The sequence below is a fragment of the Fusobacteriaceae bacterium genome (assembly GCA_031272775.1).
Classification (GTDB): Bacteria; Fusobacteriota; Fusobacteriia; order Fusobacteriales; family Fusobacteriaceae; genus JAISST01.
This window is the reverse complement of the sequence record JAISTB010000012.1, coordinates 1-13,123: the sequence shown is the minus strand read 5'-3', so window position 1 is coordinate 13,123 and position 13,123 is coordinate 1. Positions and strand designations below refer to the sequence as shown.

The 13,123-nt window shown below is 53.1% G+C and carries 12 protein-coding genes and 1 riboswitch; of the genes, 7 read left to right on the top strand and 5 right to left on the bottom strand.

Going from position 1 to position 13,123, the window contains the following annotated elements:
- Positions 1–12 precede the first annotated feature (12 nt).
- The 3 genes from LBQ97_03475 to LBQ97_03465 form a co-directional block, all read right to left on the bottom strand.
- Complete coding sequence (locus LBQ97_03475; protein MDR1831782.1) at positions 13–906, bottom strand: ABC transporter permease; 894 nt, start codon at positions 904–906, stop codon at positions 13–15.
- Between the two features lie 4 nt (positions 907–910).
- On the bottom strand, positions 911–1,861 hold the full coding sequence (locus LBQ97_03470) for an ABC transporter permease (GenBank protein MDR1831781.1): 951 nt from the start codon (positions 1,859–1,861) through the stop codon (positions 911–913).
- Between the two features lie 91 nt (positions 1,862–1,952).
- Complete coding sequence (locus LBQ97_03465; GenBank protein MDR1831780.1) at positions 1,953–3,488, bottom strand: ABC transporter substrate-binding protein; 1,536 nt, start codon at positions 3,486–3,488, stop codon at positions 1,953–1,955.
- A gap of 259 nt (positions 3,489–3,747) precedes the next feature.
- Between LBQ97_03465 and LBQ97_03460 the strand changes: the two genes are divergently transcribed.
- Both LBQ97_03460 and LBQ97_03455 read left to right on the top strand, forming a co-directional pair.
- The gene (locus LBQ97_03460; GenBank protein ID MDR1831779.1) at positions 3,748–4,617 is read left to right on the top strand and encodes a LysR family transcriptional regulator; all 870 of its coding nucleotides are present in this window, start codon (positions 3,748–3,750) and stop codon (positions 4,615–4,617) included.
- A 64-nt stretch (positions 4,618–4,681) separates the two neighbouring features.
- A complete protein-coding gene (locus LBQ97_03455) occupies positions 4,682–6,190 on the top strand; it encodes an ABC transporter substrate-binding protein (GenBank protein MDR1831778.1) in 1,509 nt (502 codons plus the stop codon).
- A 100-nt stretch (positions 6,191–6,290) separates the two neighbouring features.
- Here LBQ97_03455 and LBQ97_03450 read toward each other — a convergent pair whose 3' ends face one another.
- A complete protein-coding gene (locus LBQ97_03450; GenBank protein MDR1831777.1) occupies positions 6,291–7,127 on the bottom strand; it encodes a M23 family metallopeptidase in 837 nt (278 codons plus the stop codon).
- 182 nt (positions 7,128–7,309) lie between these two features.
- A riboswitch (FMN riboswitch) is annotated at positions 7,310–7,423 on the top strand.
- Positions 7,424–7,500: 77 nt separating this feature from the next.
- Between LBQ97_03450 and ribE (LBQ97_03445) the strand changes: the two genes are divergently transcribed.
- Genes ribE (LBQ97_03445) through LBQ97_03425 form a run of 5 tightly spaced genes read left to right on the top strand, consistent with a single transcriptional unit; the run spans position 7,501 to position 12,488 of the window.
- Positions 7,501–7,962 carry a 6,7-dimethyl-8-ribityllumazine synthase gene (ribE, locus tag LBQ97_03445; protein ID MDR1831776.1) on the top strand — a complete coding sequence of 154 codons (462 nt, stop codon included), beginning with the start codon at positions 7,501–7,503 and terminating at the stop codon, positions 7,960–7,962.
- Positions 7,963–7,967: 5 nt separating this feature from the next.
- Positions 7,968–9,050 (top strand): bifunctional diaminohydroxyphosphoribosylaminopyrimidine deaminase/5-amino-6-(5-phosphoribosylamino)uracil reductase RibD, encoded by a 1,083-nt coding sequence (gene ribD, locus LBQ97_03440; GenBank protein ID MDR1831775.1) that lies wholly within the window; start codon positions 7,968–7,970, stop codon positions 9,048–9,050.
- A gap of 10 nt (positions 9,051–9,060) precedes the next feature.
- On the top strand, positions 9,061–9,720 hold the full coding sequence (gene ribE / locus LBQ97_03435) for a riboflavin synthase (GenBank protein ID MDR1831774.1): 660 nt from the start codon (positions 9,061–9,063) through the stop codon (positions 9,718–9,720).
- Positions 9,721–9,734: 14 nt separating this feature from the next.
- Positions 9,735–10,928: a bifunctional 3,4-dihydroxy-2-butanone-4-phosphate synthase/GTP cyclohydrolase II gene (locus LBQ97_03430; protein ID MDR1831773.1), complete on the top strand. Its 1,194-nt coding sequence runs from the start codon at positions 9,735–9,737 to the stop codon at positions 10,926–10,928.
- A 36-nt stretch (positions 10,929–10,964) separates the two neighbouring features.
- Complete coding sequence (locus tag LBQ97_03425; protein ID MDR1831772.1) at positions 10,965–12,488, top strand: ABC transporter substrate-binding protein; 1,524 nt, start codon at positions 10,965–10,967, stop codon at positions 12,486–12,488.
- 94 nt (positions 12,489–12,582) lie between these two features.
- On the opposite strand, the gene LBQ97_03420 is transcribed toward LBQ97_03425, so the two are convergent.
- Positions 12,583–13,123, bottom strand: a 541-nt coding sequence (locus tag LBQ97_03420) for a DUF2135 domain-containing protein (protein ID MDR1831771.1), incomplete at its 5' end; no start/stop codon positions are given.

Genomic DNA, 13,123 nt, shown 5'->3' with positions numbered 1-13,123 from the left:
GTTTCCCTCCCCCTAATTCCTTAGTCTCGGATCCATGGCGTCGCGCAATCCGTCACCGACGAGGGTCAGCGAAAGTACGGAAAGCACGATGGAGATCCCGGGAAATATGGCCAGATGCGGATGATAGCGCATCAGGGATTTGGACTCGGAGAGCATGCTGCCCCATTCGGGCGTGGGCTCCGAAATCCCGAGGCCGATAAAGCTCAAAGACGCGATGGTAATCACGCTCCGGGCGATGGTCTGGGTGACCTGGACGAGGATGGGCCCCATGGCGTTGGGGAGGATATGCCGGAAAATGATTCTCCGGTCGCTGGTGCCGAAGGCCCGGGCCGCTTCCACAAATTCCTGTTCTTTTACGCCCAGGATGGCCGAGCGCACAATGCGGCTCATCCGCGGGATCTGGGAGATCCCCATGGAGAGGATCAGGTTGAAGAGGCTCGATCCGAAGGCCGAGATCAGCGTAATGGCCAAGAGCATACTGGGGATCGCCAGGAGCACGTCCATGATCCGCATGAGGATATCGTCGACTTTACCGCCGTAGTAGGCCGCCGCGGAGCCGATGACGGCGCCGAAGGTCAGCGAGACGAAAACGGTGGCGATGCCGACAAACATGGAAATTCTGCCGCCGTAAATGACCCGGGCGAATTCATCCCGGCCGTTGTGGTCCGTTCCGAACCAGTTGGCTGCGGAAGGCGGCGCGAAGCGGTTTTTGATGTGAATCGAAATCGCGTCAACGTCGTAGTTGAGGTAAAGGTCCGCGCCCAAAACCGCGATCAGCATAATGAGAAAGATCACCATACCCGCGAGGGCCAGCTTGTTTCGTTTGAAGCGCGTCCAGATGACCGCGATCTGGCTCTTTTTCCGGTATTTCTTCTTGGGTTTCAACACAGCCGTGGCTTCACTCATCGCTTCACCCCCTGCCCTTGCGTTTTTTCGAGGCGTACTGACTCGAGAGACGCGGGTCGATAAAGGAATACAGCAGATCGACCAGCAGATTGACCGAGCTCGCGATAAAAGCCGAAAAGATTACCGCCGCCATAACCATCGGCGTATCTTTCTGGCGAATGGAGTTGATCATCAGCTGCCCGATTCCGGGGATCGCGAAGACCTGCTCGATGGCGATGGATCCGCCCAGGGCCTGCCCGAAATTGACGCCGATCACGGTCACCACCGGCAGAAGCGCGTTCCTCAGCGCGTGATGGAAAATGACGGCCCGCTCCGACGCGCCCTTGGCCCGGGCGGTCCGGATATAGTCCTGACGGATGACTTCCAGCATGGTCGAGCGCGTCATCCGGATCAGGGACGCCGTCGTCGCCGAGGAGAGGGCGATGCTGGGCATGATGAAATTCACCCAGGTGTTGACGCCCATAGGCGGCAACCACCCCAATTTCAACGAAAACAGCAAAATCAACAGCATGGCCGTAAAAAAGCCCGGCATGGACGTCACAATCAGCGATATGCCGATGGAGAGCTGGTCCGTAATGGAATATTGCCGGACGGCCGAGAGGATCCCGATGGGGAGGCCGATCAGGACCGCCAGCGTGATGCTGACGACCGAAAGCAGGACCGTATAGCCGATCCGGGTCTGGATCTCGGAAAAGACCGGGATGCCCGTCCGATAGGACTGGCCGAAATTTCCCCGGAAAGCGTCGGCGAGATATCGGAGATATCTGAGAAAAAATGGCGCGTTGAGGCCCATTTCCTCCCGCTTTGCCGCCAGAGCCTCGGCGGGCGCTCCCTCGCCCAGGATCAGCATGACCGGATCGCCGGGCGTCATGTTCATGATCGTGAAAATGATGAAAGAGACGCCCAAAAGCACCGGAATCATGAGCAGCAAACGTCTGAATACATATTTACCCATATCTGACTCCTTTCACAAAAGGGCAGGGATAGCGAAATACCCCTGCCGCCTGAAGTTTTTCTTTCGTAGAGAGTTTTCCCGCGGATTGCGATCAATCCTTGTAGTAGAGCTTGGACCAGGGGGTTCTGTAAAGGGAATGTGGCGTCCATCCGCCGATCTTCGCGTTGACCACCTGCTGGTTGTTTGTGGTGTAGAGCGGGATAAAGGGAACGTCTTCTTTGATAATGTCATAGCATTGTTTGTAGAGCTCGAGACGTTTGGCCGTGTCGGGTTCCGTCCGCGCTTTTACAACGAGTTCGTCAAAGACGGGGTTGGAGTATCCGGCGTAGTTGTTGCCTCCGCCGATCATGCCCGTCGTGAGCCGTCTCGTGAGGATGTAATCCGCGTCCATAACGACGTGGTTCGTCATCCGGAGAGAAGCGACGTAGTTCATCTTTGAAGCCACGATATCGAGCCATGTGGCCCGTTCCAGCTTGTCAAAGGTGACGTTTATGCCCACTTCCTTGAGCTGGGCCTGCATGATTTCGGCCGAAAGCATATAGGTCCGGCTGGAATCCTGGGTGAATACGACGTCAACGCCGTTAGGATAGCCCGCTTCCTTCACGAGGGCTTTGGCTTTTTCCTTGTCCTGCTCATACCATTTGTAATCGGGCATGTAGCCGAAAGCGCCGGAAGCGCAAATTGTGTTGGTTACGACGCCGTCCCCTTCCTGGCCGCCCAAAAGGATCTCATCCCGGTCGATGGCGTAAGCGACGGCTTGCCGCAGTTTTTTATCGGCAAATACGCCGTTTTTCACGTTGAAGGTGATGTCATAGATGCCGGGTCCGTCATGGCTCTCATAGACTTTCAGCGTCGGAACTTCTCTCAAATGGGCGATGTCCCGATTCTGGGCGCCGTAGTAGTAATCGAGGGCGCCTTGTTCGAGGGCCAAAGCGCCGGAAGTCTGGTCGGCGATCAGCGTGCAGACAACGTCTTTTATGGCAGGCGCGCCGTCATAGTAGCCGTCAAAGGCCTTGAAGACCAACTTGTCGCCGCTCCGCCATTCTTTGAGGATATAGGCGCCGGTGCCGCAAGATTCGATACGACCGATGTCTTCGCCTTTGGCTTCGTGCTCTTCCACATATTTTTTGTTGACAATCCCCCAGCAGGGCGTGATCATGACCTCGAGGATCGGGGCATAACCGTATTTTTGTACGAGTTTGATCTGATTGTCGCCGACTTTTTCGAAATGATCAATGGAACCGTCGATTTGGTCCGTGAAGGTCGACTTGAGCGCGCGATTCAGGGAGAACAGCACGTCATCGGCCGTCATTTTGTCGCCGTTCTGGAATTTGATGTCATCCCGCAGCGTAAACAGGACTTCTTTGGAATCGTCGCTGACTTTCCAGGAACTGGCCAGCGCGGGGATGAATACCCTTTTTTCCTGGTCGTATTTGATCAGGGTATCATAGGTTTGCAGGATAAAAATCCAGGTGATCAGGTCTTTGGACTTGGCGGGATCCATCGAGGTGGGCTCCGCGCTCATGCCCATCTTGAAATCCGTCCTGCCCTTGGCGTTCAGCACGCCGCCGGTGAGAAACGCGCACGCCACAAGCAGTAATACCAGGATGCTTTTCAGTTTTTTCATAAAAGATGTCCTCCTTGAATGATGGTGAATTTCCGCAAAACGCCGCGGAGATCGCGGCTACAGGCAAGAAACCGTTGACAGGCGTCGGGGTTTCCTGCTAAAATATAAGATACAGACAAATCCGGCCCCGATGATCCGAATTTTCAGTCCTCTTATACCAAAATCCTATAATCATTATACGACAGAATCGGACGCTTGGGAAATACAAATTTTTGAATCGGTCTATTGATTTTATTGATCACAGGGAGGAATATCCGTCATGGATACCAGCGATTGGGAACTTTTGAAGGTGTTGCGTGAAGAACTGAGCATGACGAAAACGGCTGAAAAATTATTTATTTCCCAGCCTTCATTGACTTATCGCCTCAACAAGCTTGAAACGAAATTGGGCGTGAATATTGTGGAGCGGCATTCAAACGGGGTTTCCTTCACCCCCGAGGGGGAGATCCTCGTGGACTACTGCCGGAAAATGCTCGCGGAATATGAAAAACTGCGCCTCGATTTACACTGCTGCAAAGAGCGGCAGACGGGGACGCTTTCCATCGGAATCACGACGACCTGGGCCAAGTACTATCTGCCCGATATTTTGTCTCTGTTCAAAAAAGAAAACCCGGGGATCCGGATTGAAATGATTACGGCGCATTATTACGAGCTCATGGAGAATTTCAAGAAAAACAAGGTCGATCTTTTGGTGATCCGGGGAGAGACGGACTGGCATGAGAAGAAATTCTTGATCGGACGGGAGACCTACGGCTTTCTCACCGCGAAGAAATTCCATTTTGCCGATATCCGGAAGACGCCCTGGATCCGGCAGGAAATCGCGGGAACGCGGATCCAGTCCGGAGAATTCCTCAAAGACTGGTGGAAGGACCATTTTCAGGATCTCTTCGCGGGGGAGGTTATGACGGTCAATTCCATTGAGACCGTGGTCAATCTGGCGGCCCAGGGGATGGGATGGGCCGTTCTTCCGGAAATCCACGCGAAAAATCGGGACGATCTGCAGTTCCATCCCATGGTCAAAAAAGACGGAAGCCGCTTCTGGCGCAGCAGTTGGGCGCTCTGCAAAAATGAATCCATGAAAAAAGATGCGGTTCGCAAATTCGTCGAAAAACTTCTTGCAATAATCTGAAAAATAGAATATGATACAGACAGTCTTATTTTTCAAACAAAATTTTATGATACAGGAGGGGTTTATGAAAAAAACGATAAGACTTGTTTGCCTTTTTTTGCTGGCTGCCCTTACCCTACCGACCCTGCTCTACCCGAAGGCCACATCCGATCTGATCATTGCCCAGCAGGCCGATCCAAAAACGCTGGATCCCGCGGCTTCCAATGATGTGTATTCCAACAATATCAACATCAATCTCTATGACAGGTTGTTTGACCGCACGCCGGACATGCAGCTGGAAAACAACCTGGCCGAAAGCTACACGCAGCTGGATTCCGTGACGCTGCAAGTGAAGATCAAAAAAGGGGTGAAATTCCATAACGGCGACGAGCTCACGGCCGAAGACGTCAAATTCACCCTCGAAAGAGCTTCCAAAGCGCCCGGCGGAATGGCCCTTCTCGGGGACCTTGACGGCGTGGACATCGTCGATCCCTACACGGTCAACATCAAAACGAAAAAGCCCTACGGTCCGCTCTTTAACGCGTTATCGCATTGGAGCAGCTCGATCCTGAGCAAAAAATACCTCGAATCCGCAGGAGACAAGGCCTTTTTCGAGCCGGTGGGGACCGGACCTTTCCGCTTTGAGTCGTGGAAGACCGGCGACAAGCTCGTTCTCCAAGCCAACAAAAATTATCACCGGGGCGCGCCCGGCGTCGACACCGCCATTTTTCGCCCGATTCCCGAGAGCGACAATCGCGTGATCGCCCTTGAAACAGGGGAAATCGATATTTCTATTACCCTGGAGCCGCTGAATGTACCGATCATCAAGTCAAAAGACTACCTGAAGCTCTACCATGAGCCTTCCGTGGGACTGACCTATCTCGGATTCAACTGTGAAAAGGGCCCCACAAGCGATGTCAAAGTGCGGCAGGCGGTCTGCTACGCCCTCGATCTGCAGTCGATCCTCGACAACGCCTTCAATGACCTCTATTTGCCGGCCACAAGCGTTATCGCTCCCGCGACCATGGGCTTCAACGACAAGATTCCCTTCCCGAAGCGCGACGTCGAAAAGGCGAAACAGCTCCTGGCCGAGGCCGGATACAAAGACGGCTTGAAGCTGCGCCTGTGGACAAACGGCGTGCAAACCAGAACCGACGCGGCCGTCATTATGCAAGACCAGCTGCGGGAAGTGGGGATCGAAATTTCCATAGAAATCCTTGAATGGAGCGCTTATCTCGATAAATTGGGGAAAGCCGAGCATGATATGTACATTCTGGGCAATCCCGGATCCACGGATCCCGACGGCATCATGTTTTTGCTCTATCACTCCAAAAACAAAGGGACAGCCGGCAACATGGCCTTTTACGGCAATCCAGAAGTCGACGAACTGCTCGATAGGGGCAGAGAGACCGTAGATCAGGCCGAGCGCGCCAAATACTATCTCAAAGCCCAGGAACTCATTGTGGCCGACCGACCGATCCTTTCGCTGGGACTGCCGCCGATCCTTTTGGGGACCCAGGCCTACATTGAGGGTTTTGCGGCCTATCCGACCTTTGTGCATTTCTTCCGGAACGTGAAGAAAAACAATAAGTGACGTCCGATTCGTAAAATCAGCGAAAATTATCATAAAACCCTGCGCGATTACGCGCAGGGTTTTTCTTTGGCGAAGGACAACGCGCTGTAAAGCCTCCCCCTCACTCCCCCTCCAGTACGGCCTCTTCCATAAAAAGCGCCGGATTGACGGCGATGGTCCCGATGCTGATCACAAAATGCAGATGAGGTCCCGTCACAAAGCCGGTCGCGCCGCTTTTCCCGACGAGGTCCCCTTTTTTGACGATCTGGCCCTCTTTGACCGCGAAGGCGCTGAGGTGGGAATAGCTGGAAAAAATATTCATGCCGTGATCGATCACAAGGGTGTTTCCTGTGGTGACAAGTTTTTGCGCGAAAATGACCTTGCCGGCGTTAGCTGCCTTGATCGGCGTTCCGACGCCTACGGAATAGTCCAGACCCGAGTGATAGCCCACGACTTTTTTATTCACATAGCGCATGGCGCCGAAGTTATTGCTGGATTTGATCCCCGCGGGATTGACGAATTTGCCGGTCCACTGCTTTTCGACGAGGGAATTTTTCTTGGCTTCCCCGATTTTGTCGGAACCCGCCTTAAGGTTTTCGTCCGAGCGTTTGCCGGCCATTTGCTTTGTCACGGTCAGATAGCTTTTTTTGAAATTTCCGTCGCCCACGGTGATCTCGGCCGTAAAAATTTCGCGCTCATTTTCCTTGACCACAAGGGGATATGTCCCCGCGGGCGTCGAGTAATGGACCGGGACGAAGACAACCTTTTTTCCCTGATGGAGAAAGGGTTTGAGGCTTTTGGGCGCGTAGGGGAAATGAATGGTATACTTTTTTTCTGCGGGATAGACAAGGTAGAAAAAGCCCCCTTGCTTGAGGTGAGCGGTCGAAAGTCGTAAGGACCCGGAGGCCGCAAGAACAAGAGACAAGAGCGTCAGGATGAGACAGACGATTTTTTTCATGGCAACTCCTTTAAGGGAAACGCGAAGATTTTTCCTGTGGTTTCTACGCCTTAATCATACTATAAAAGCGGAAATTTTGCAATTCCAAAATATTTTTGGGAAGATTTGCGGGAAATCCCCTTGACAAAATCGCGCTTTGGGGTTATACTACTATCAGACCGACAATCGAATATTGAACAAACTATTATCTTCAGGGCAGGGCGCAATTCCCGACCGGCAGTAAAGTCTGCGAGGCGAAAGCTTGATTTGGTGCAATTCCAAAACCGACAGTATAGTCTGGATGGGAGAAGAAATAATGGTTTTACGCTGTTATTTTGTTATGTTGCCCGGAAGAAGTCCGGGCTTTTTTATATCTCAAGGAGGAAGAACGAATATGAAGGTTTTGGAAGGAAAATTTCTCGGAAAAGGCTTGAAGATCGGCATCGTCGCGGGACGGTTCAACGAATTTATCACAAATAAACTCGTGGCGGGCGCTCAGGATTCCCTGATCCGCCATGAAGTGGCGCCCGAAGACATTACGGTGGCCTGGGTGCCGGGGGCCTTTGAGATTCCCTTTATTGTGAAAAAAATGGTGAATTCAAAAAAATACGACGCCGTTTTGGCCCTTGGCGCCGTGATCAAGGGCGCTACGCCGCATTTTGAATATGTAAGCGCCGAAGTCTCCAAGGGCGTCGCGGCCGTAGGGCTTGCCAGCGATATTCCCGTGATGTTCGGGGTACTCACGACAAATTCCATCGAGGAAGCCATCGAGCGGGCGGGCACGAAAGCCGGCAATAAGGGAAGCGACGTCGCCGTCGGAGCCATCGAGATGGTCAATCTGCTGAAGGAGATGTAAACGGAATGGACGACAGCCTCTATATGGAAAAAGCCCTGGAATTGAGTCTCCAAGGCGTGGGGCGGGTCAATCCCAATCCCATGGTGGGCGCTGTTGTGGTCAAGGACGGAAAAATCGTCGGATCCGGATACCATCGGGAATACGGCGGTCCTCACGCCGAGGTGTACGCCCTCGATGAAGCCGGAGAAAACGCCCGGGGCGCGACGCTCTACGTAACGCTGGAGCCTTGCTCTCATTACGGAAAGACGCCCCCTTGCGCGGAAAAAATCATTCGTATGGGCATAAAACGTTGCGTGGTCTCCATTTTGGACCCCAACCCCAAAGTCTCGGGAAACGGCATCCGGATGCTCCGGGAAGCAGGCGTTCAGGTCGACGTGGGCCTGCATGCCGAGCAGGCGAGGAAGATCAATCGGGTATTCTTCAAATACATTACGACGAAAATTCCCTTTTTGTTTCTCAAATGCGCCATAACTCTGGACGGCAAGATCGCGACTCGCACGGGGGATTCCAAATGGATCAGCAACGAGGCCGCCCGGGCCCATGTCCAGTACCTGAGGCACAAATACATGGGGATCCTCGTGGGCATCACGACTCTTTTGACGGACAATCCGCGGCTGACGGCGCGAATCGAAAACGGCAGAAATCCCTTCAGGATCGTGGTGGATCCGCATCTCAAGGTGGATTTGCGCGGACATTTCGCAAACTATGAGGACGGCAAGAGCGTCATCATCACATCGGAGGAGCGGGCTTCCGACGAAAAATGCAAGGAGCTGGCCCGGCGAAATATCCGGATGCTCTTTCTGCCCGGAACGACGTTCAAGTTTTCCCGTATTCTGGAAAAATTGGGCGGGCTCAACCTGGATTCCGTCTTGCTCGAGGGCGGGAGCAGCCTCATTTCCAGAGCCTTCGCGGAAAATGTCCTTGACGGCGGGGAAATCTTCATCGCGCCGAAAATATTGGGAGACGACGGGGCGATTCCGCTTGTGCGGGGCTTCGTCAAGGAGACCATGAGCGATTGTTTCGAACTCCCCCACGCGTGCTGCAACACCTGGGGGGACAATATTTCCCTTGAATTTTACAGAAACTGAGGTGAGGACCATTTTTACAGGGCTTGTGGAGGAAATCGGACAGGTGCTCTCGCTCCGGAACGATACGACCTCCCTCAAAATCAAGATCAAAAGCGAGAATATCGCCAAAGTGAGCGCGGTCGGGGACAGCATCGCCACAAACGGGACCTGCCTTACGGCCGTTGAAGTAGGGAGCGATTATTTTATCGCCGACTGTATGCATGAGACCGTGAAAAGGACCAATTTGCGCTATCTGAAGGCGGGAGATCCCGTCAATCTTGAAAAATCCCTGACGCTTTCCACGCCGCTGGGCGGGCACCTGGTCACCGGAGACGTCGATTGCGTGGGGACCATTAGCGCCATCAGCAGAGACGGCATCGCCAGGATTTACGAAATCAAAACGGATAAAAAATATATGAAATACATCGTTGAGAAAGGACGGGTGGCCGTGGACGGCGCCAGCCTCACGGTCATGGGGATTACGGACGACAGCTTTTCCGTTTCGTTGATTCCCCACACGCAGGATAAGATCATCCTCGGCGGAAAGCGGGTCTCAGATCCGGTCAACGTGGAAACGGACCTGATCGGCAAATTTGTCGAAAAACTGCTCTTTTCCCGGACGGAAGCAGAGACGGCCGGAGAGACGCCGGGCGGGATTACCATGGAATTTCTCATGAAAAACGGATTTTGAAGGAGTTGAGTTACATGTTTCATACGATTGAAGAAGCGTTGGAAGACTTGCGGCAGGGAAAGAACATCCTCGTGGTCGACGACGAAAAGCGCGAAAACGAGGGGGATGTCATCTGCGCGGCCGAGTACGCCACCCTCGAAAACGTAAACTTTATGGCCAAATACGCGCGAGGCCTCATTTGCATGCCCATGAACCGCGAGTATACGGAGCGGCTCAATTTGCCCCAGATGTGTCCGGACAATACCGACAATCACAGTACGGCTTTCACGGTTTCCATTGATCATATTTCCACATCGACCGGCATTTCCGCCTGGGAGCGCTCCATTACGGCGCTCAAGGTTGTGGAAAAGGGAGCTAAGCCTCGGGATTTCAGACGCCCGGGTCATATGTTTCCGCTCTTGTCGCGGGATCGCGGCGTTCTCGAGCGGGAAGGACACACGGAAGCGACCGTTGACCTCTGCCGCCTGGCCGGATTGGAACCTGTGGGACTCTGTTGCGAAGTCATGCGGGACGACGGCATGATGATGCGACTTGACGAACTCATCCCCTTTGCGAAAGAACACGGACTGAAACTGATCACGATCAAGGATCTGATCAAATACCGGAAAATGCACGAACAGCTGATGGACGTCATCGTGAGCCCAGATCTCCCGACGCCCTTCGGAGATTTCCGCCTGATCGGCTTTGACAACCGCCTGGACGGCAAGGAACATATCGCCCTGGTCAAGGGGGACCTCAAGGGGAAGGAAAATGTCCTGATGCGGATCCATTCGGAGTGCTTTACGGGCGACGTCCTGGGATCGCTGCGCTGCGATTGCGGCTCCCAGCTGCATCAGGCCATGAAGCTCATTAACGAGGAAGGGGAGGGAATCGTGCTCTACCTCCGACAGGAAGGGCGTGGTATAGGGCTTTTGAACAAACTCAAAGCCTATACGTTGCAGGATCACGGCGCCGATACGGTCGAGGCCAATATCGAGCTGGGCTTTGAGCCGGATATGCGGGATTACGCGGTTGCCGCCCAGATGCTGAAGGCGCTGGGGATCAACTCCGTCCGGATTTTGACGAACAACCCCGAGAAAATGCACGGGCTCGAAGACTACGGCATCAAAATCACCGGCCGTGAACCGCTTGAAATCGGCTACAACGCCATCAATAAAAAATATATGAAGACGAAAAAAGATAAGATGGGGCATTTGCTCCACATCTGAACGTTACAAAACTCACAAAACTACATAGGAGGACACATGAAAGCGTTGAAAAGAACATTCTTTACCCTGGCCCTTCTTGTGACGGCGGCAATCGCGCTGGGAACGAGCGTATGGGCGAGCGCCAAAAGCGCAGGAACAGAGCTGATCATCGCGCAGCAGACGGACGCCAAAACCCTTGATCCGTCCATGACGACGGACGTCTACTCGCAGAATCTGACGCTAAACATCTATGACCGGCTCTTTGACTGGACGGCCGACGTACAGCTGGAAAACAATCTTGCCGAGAGCTATACCCAGATCGATCCGCTGACCCTTCAGATCAAGATCAAAAAGGGCGTCAAATTCCATAACGGCGACGAGCTGACTGCGGAAGACGTCAAGTTTTCCCTCGAACGAGCGTCCAAATCCGGGGCGGTCTCGAGCTTTATGGGAATCATCGACAAAGTTGACGTTGTGGACCCCTATACGGTCAATATCGTCACGAAAAAAGCCTTCGGCCCCCTCGTGGGCAATCTGGCCCATGGCAGCGGCGCAATTCTCAACAAAAAATATGTGGAAACAAATCCGGACAAGGCCTTTTTTGAACCGATCGGCACAGGCCCCTTCAAGTTTGACAGCTGGAAAGCCGGAGACCGGATCACGCTCAAGGCGAACAAAGACTATTTCCGGGGCGCGCCCGGCGTGGACAGCGTCGTTTTCCGGGTCATCCCCGAAGGGACGAACCGCTCGATTGCGTTAGAGACAAAAGAAGTAGATATTGTATTCGCGATCTATCCGGTCGACACCGGTATCGTGAAAAGCAAGGATTATTTGGTTCTCCATGAGGTGCCGTCCCTTTCGACGACCTACATCGGGATCAATTTCAACAAAAAGCCCCTGGCCGATCTGCGCGTACGGGAAGCGCTGGCCTACGGAATAGACCTGCAATCCATAGCCGATACGGCCTATCAGAAGGCCGCCATCGTGGCCGATTCCTTCGTGCCTCCGGCCGTTATGGGCGTAAACAAAGACCTGAAGTACCGGAAACGGGACGTCGCCAAGGCAAAGGCGCTGCTCGCCGAGGCGGGCTACAAAGACGGCCTTGACCTCAAGATCTGGGTTAACGAAAACCCCGCAAGAAAAGACGCCGCCGTCATTATGCAGGATCAGCTGAAGGAAGTGGGGATCAATCTCTCGGTGGAGACGCTGGAGTGGAGTTCCTACCTTGACAGAATCAGCAAAGGGGAACACGATCTCTTCATTCTCGGATGGCCCACGTCTCCCGATCCCAACGAGACCATGTATCCGATCTTCCACTCGAGCAATTTCGGCTTCGGCGGAAACCGGTCCTTTTACAAGAACGAGCGGGTCGACGAGCTCCTGGACAACGGGAGTTCGACGCTCGACATCAACGAGCGGATTCCCCTGTATCAGGAAGCGCAGAAGATCGTCTATGACGACATCGCCGTTCTTCCGGTCCTCTATCCCAGCGATTTTATGGGGACGCAAAAGTATATCAGCGGCTTCGAACCGACGCCGAGAAGCGTATTCATGATCCGCAAGGTCGTAAAAAACAAGTAAACGCAGAGAAACAGCACACGATTCGATTCAATGAAAATAAAACACGGCCCGCTTTCCTATGGGAGGGGCCGTGTTTTTTAGAAAGCGTATTTTCTTATTGCTCAATGTCAATTGAACCGATTTCGTTTTTTTCTTTGACTTCTGCGGTTCGCACGAGAATTCGTTGATGGTTTTCATCGGGCGATCCGTAATGGGTGTAGATGTCCAGATAGAGCGTGCTCGGGCCCAGAAGATCTTGACGGTGATCGCCGTAATTGTTTGTAAAAATACTGTAGTTGCCGGGAATCGCTTTTTTCAGCATGATCTCCTCAGGGCCGTAACCTTGGGTAAAATCATAGGTTATTTTGCCGCCGATTTTTGTCAACGTGTTGTCGTAGAAGCAGACTTCTTCGTAAGGATCTTTCATATGCAGATCGATATCGGTGTTGTTTGAGCTCCATGCCAGCACGATCCGGATATCCACTGGCATTTTATAGATAAAACGTTGGTCAATTTTTGAAAGATCAAGTTTGGGATGCGTGGCGATCAGGTGATTTAACTCCACAAATACAATCTCTTTGATTTCGTTGAACCGGTCCCAATCCCGGAGCAGGATCCCGTACATAAGGTCCAGCGCCTTCTGATATTGCCCGTCG

Excerpts from the sequence above, each read along its gene's own strand:
- LBQ97_03425 (MDR1831772.1), top strand. The coding sequence starts at position 10,965 with ATGAAAGCGTTGAAAAGAACATTCTTTACCCTGGCCCTTCTTGTGACG.
- LBQ97_03455 (MDR1831778.1), top strand. The coding sequence starts at position 4,682 with ATGAAAAAAACGATAAGACTTGTTTGCCTTTTTTTGCTGGCTGCCCTT.
- LBQ97_03470 (MDR1831781.1), bottom strand. The coding sequence starts at position 1,861 with ATGGGTAAATATGTATTCAGACGTTTGCTGCTCATGATTCCGGTGCTT.
- ribE (MDR1831776.1), top strand. The coding sequence starts at position 7,501 with ATGAAGGTTTTGGAAGGAAAATTTCTCGGAAAAGGCTTGAAGATCGGC.
- LBQ97_03465 (MDR1831780.1), bottom strand. The coding sequence starts at position 3,488 with ATGAAAAAACTGAAAAGCATCCTGGTATTACTGCTTGTGGCGTGCGCG.
- LBQ97_03450 (MDR1831777.1), bottom strand. The coding sequence starts at position 7,127 with ATGAAAAAAATCGTCTGTCTCATCCTGACGCTCTTGTCTCTTGTTCTT.
- LBQ97_03475 (MDR1831782.1), bottom strand. The coding sequence starts at position 906 with ATGAGTGAAGCCACGGCTGTGTTGAAACCCAAGAAGAAATACCGGAAA.
- LBQ97_03430 (MDR1831773.1), top strand. The coding sequence starts at position 9,735 with ATGTTTCATACGATTGAAGAAGCGTTGGAAGACTTGCGGCAGGGAAAG.
- ribD (MDR1831775.1), top strand. The coding sequence starts at position 7,968 with ATGGACGACAGCCTCTATATGGAAAAAGCCCTGGAATTGAGTCTCCAA.
- LBQ97_03460 (MDR1831779.1), top strand. The coding sequence starts at position 3,748 with ATGGATACCAGCGATTGGGAACTTTTGAAGGTGTTGCGTGAAGAACTG.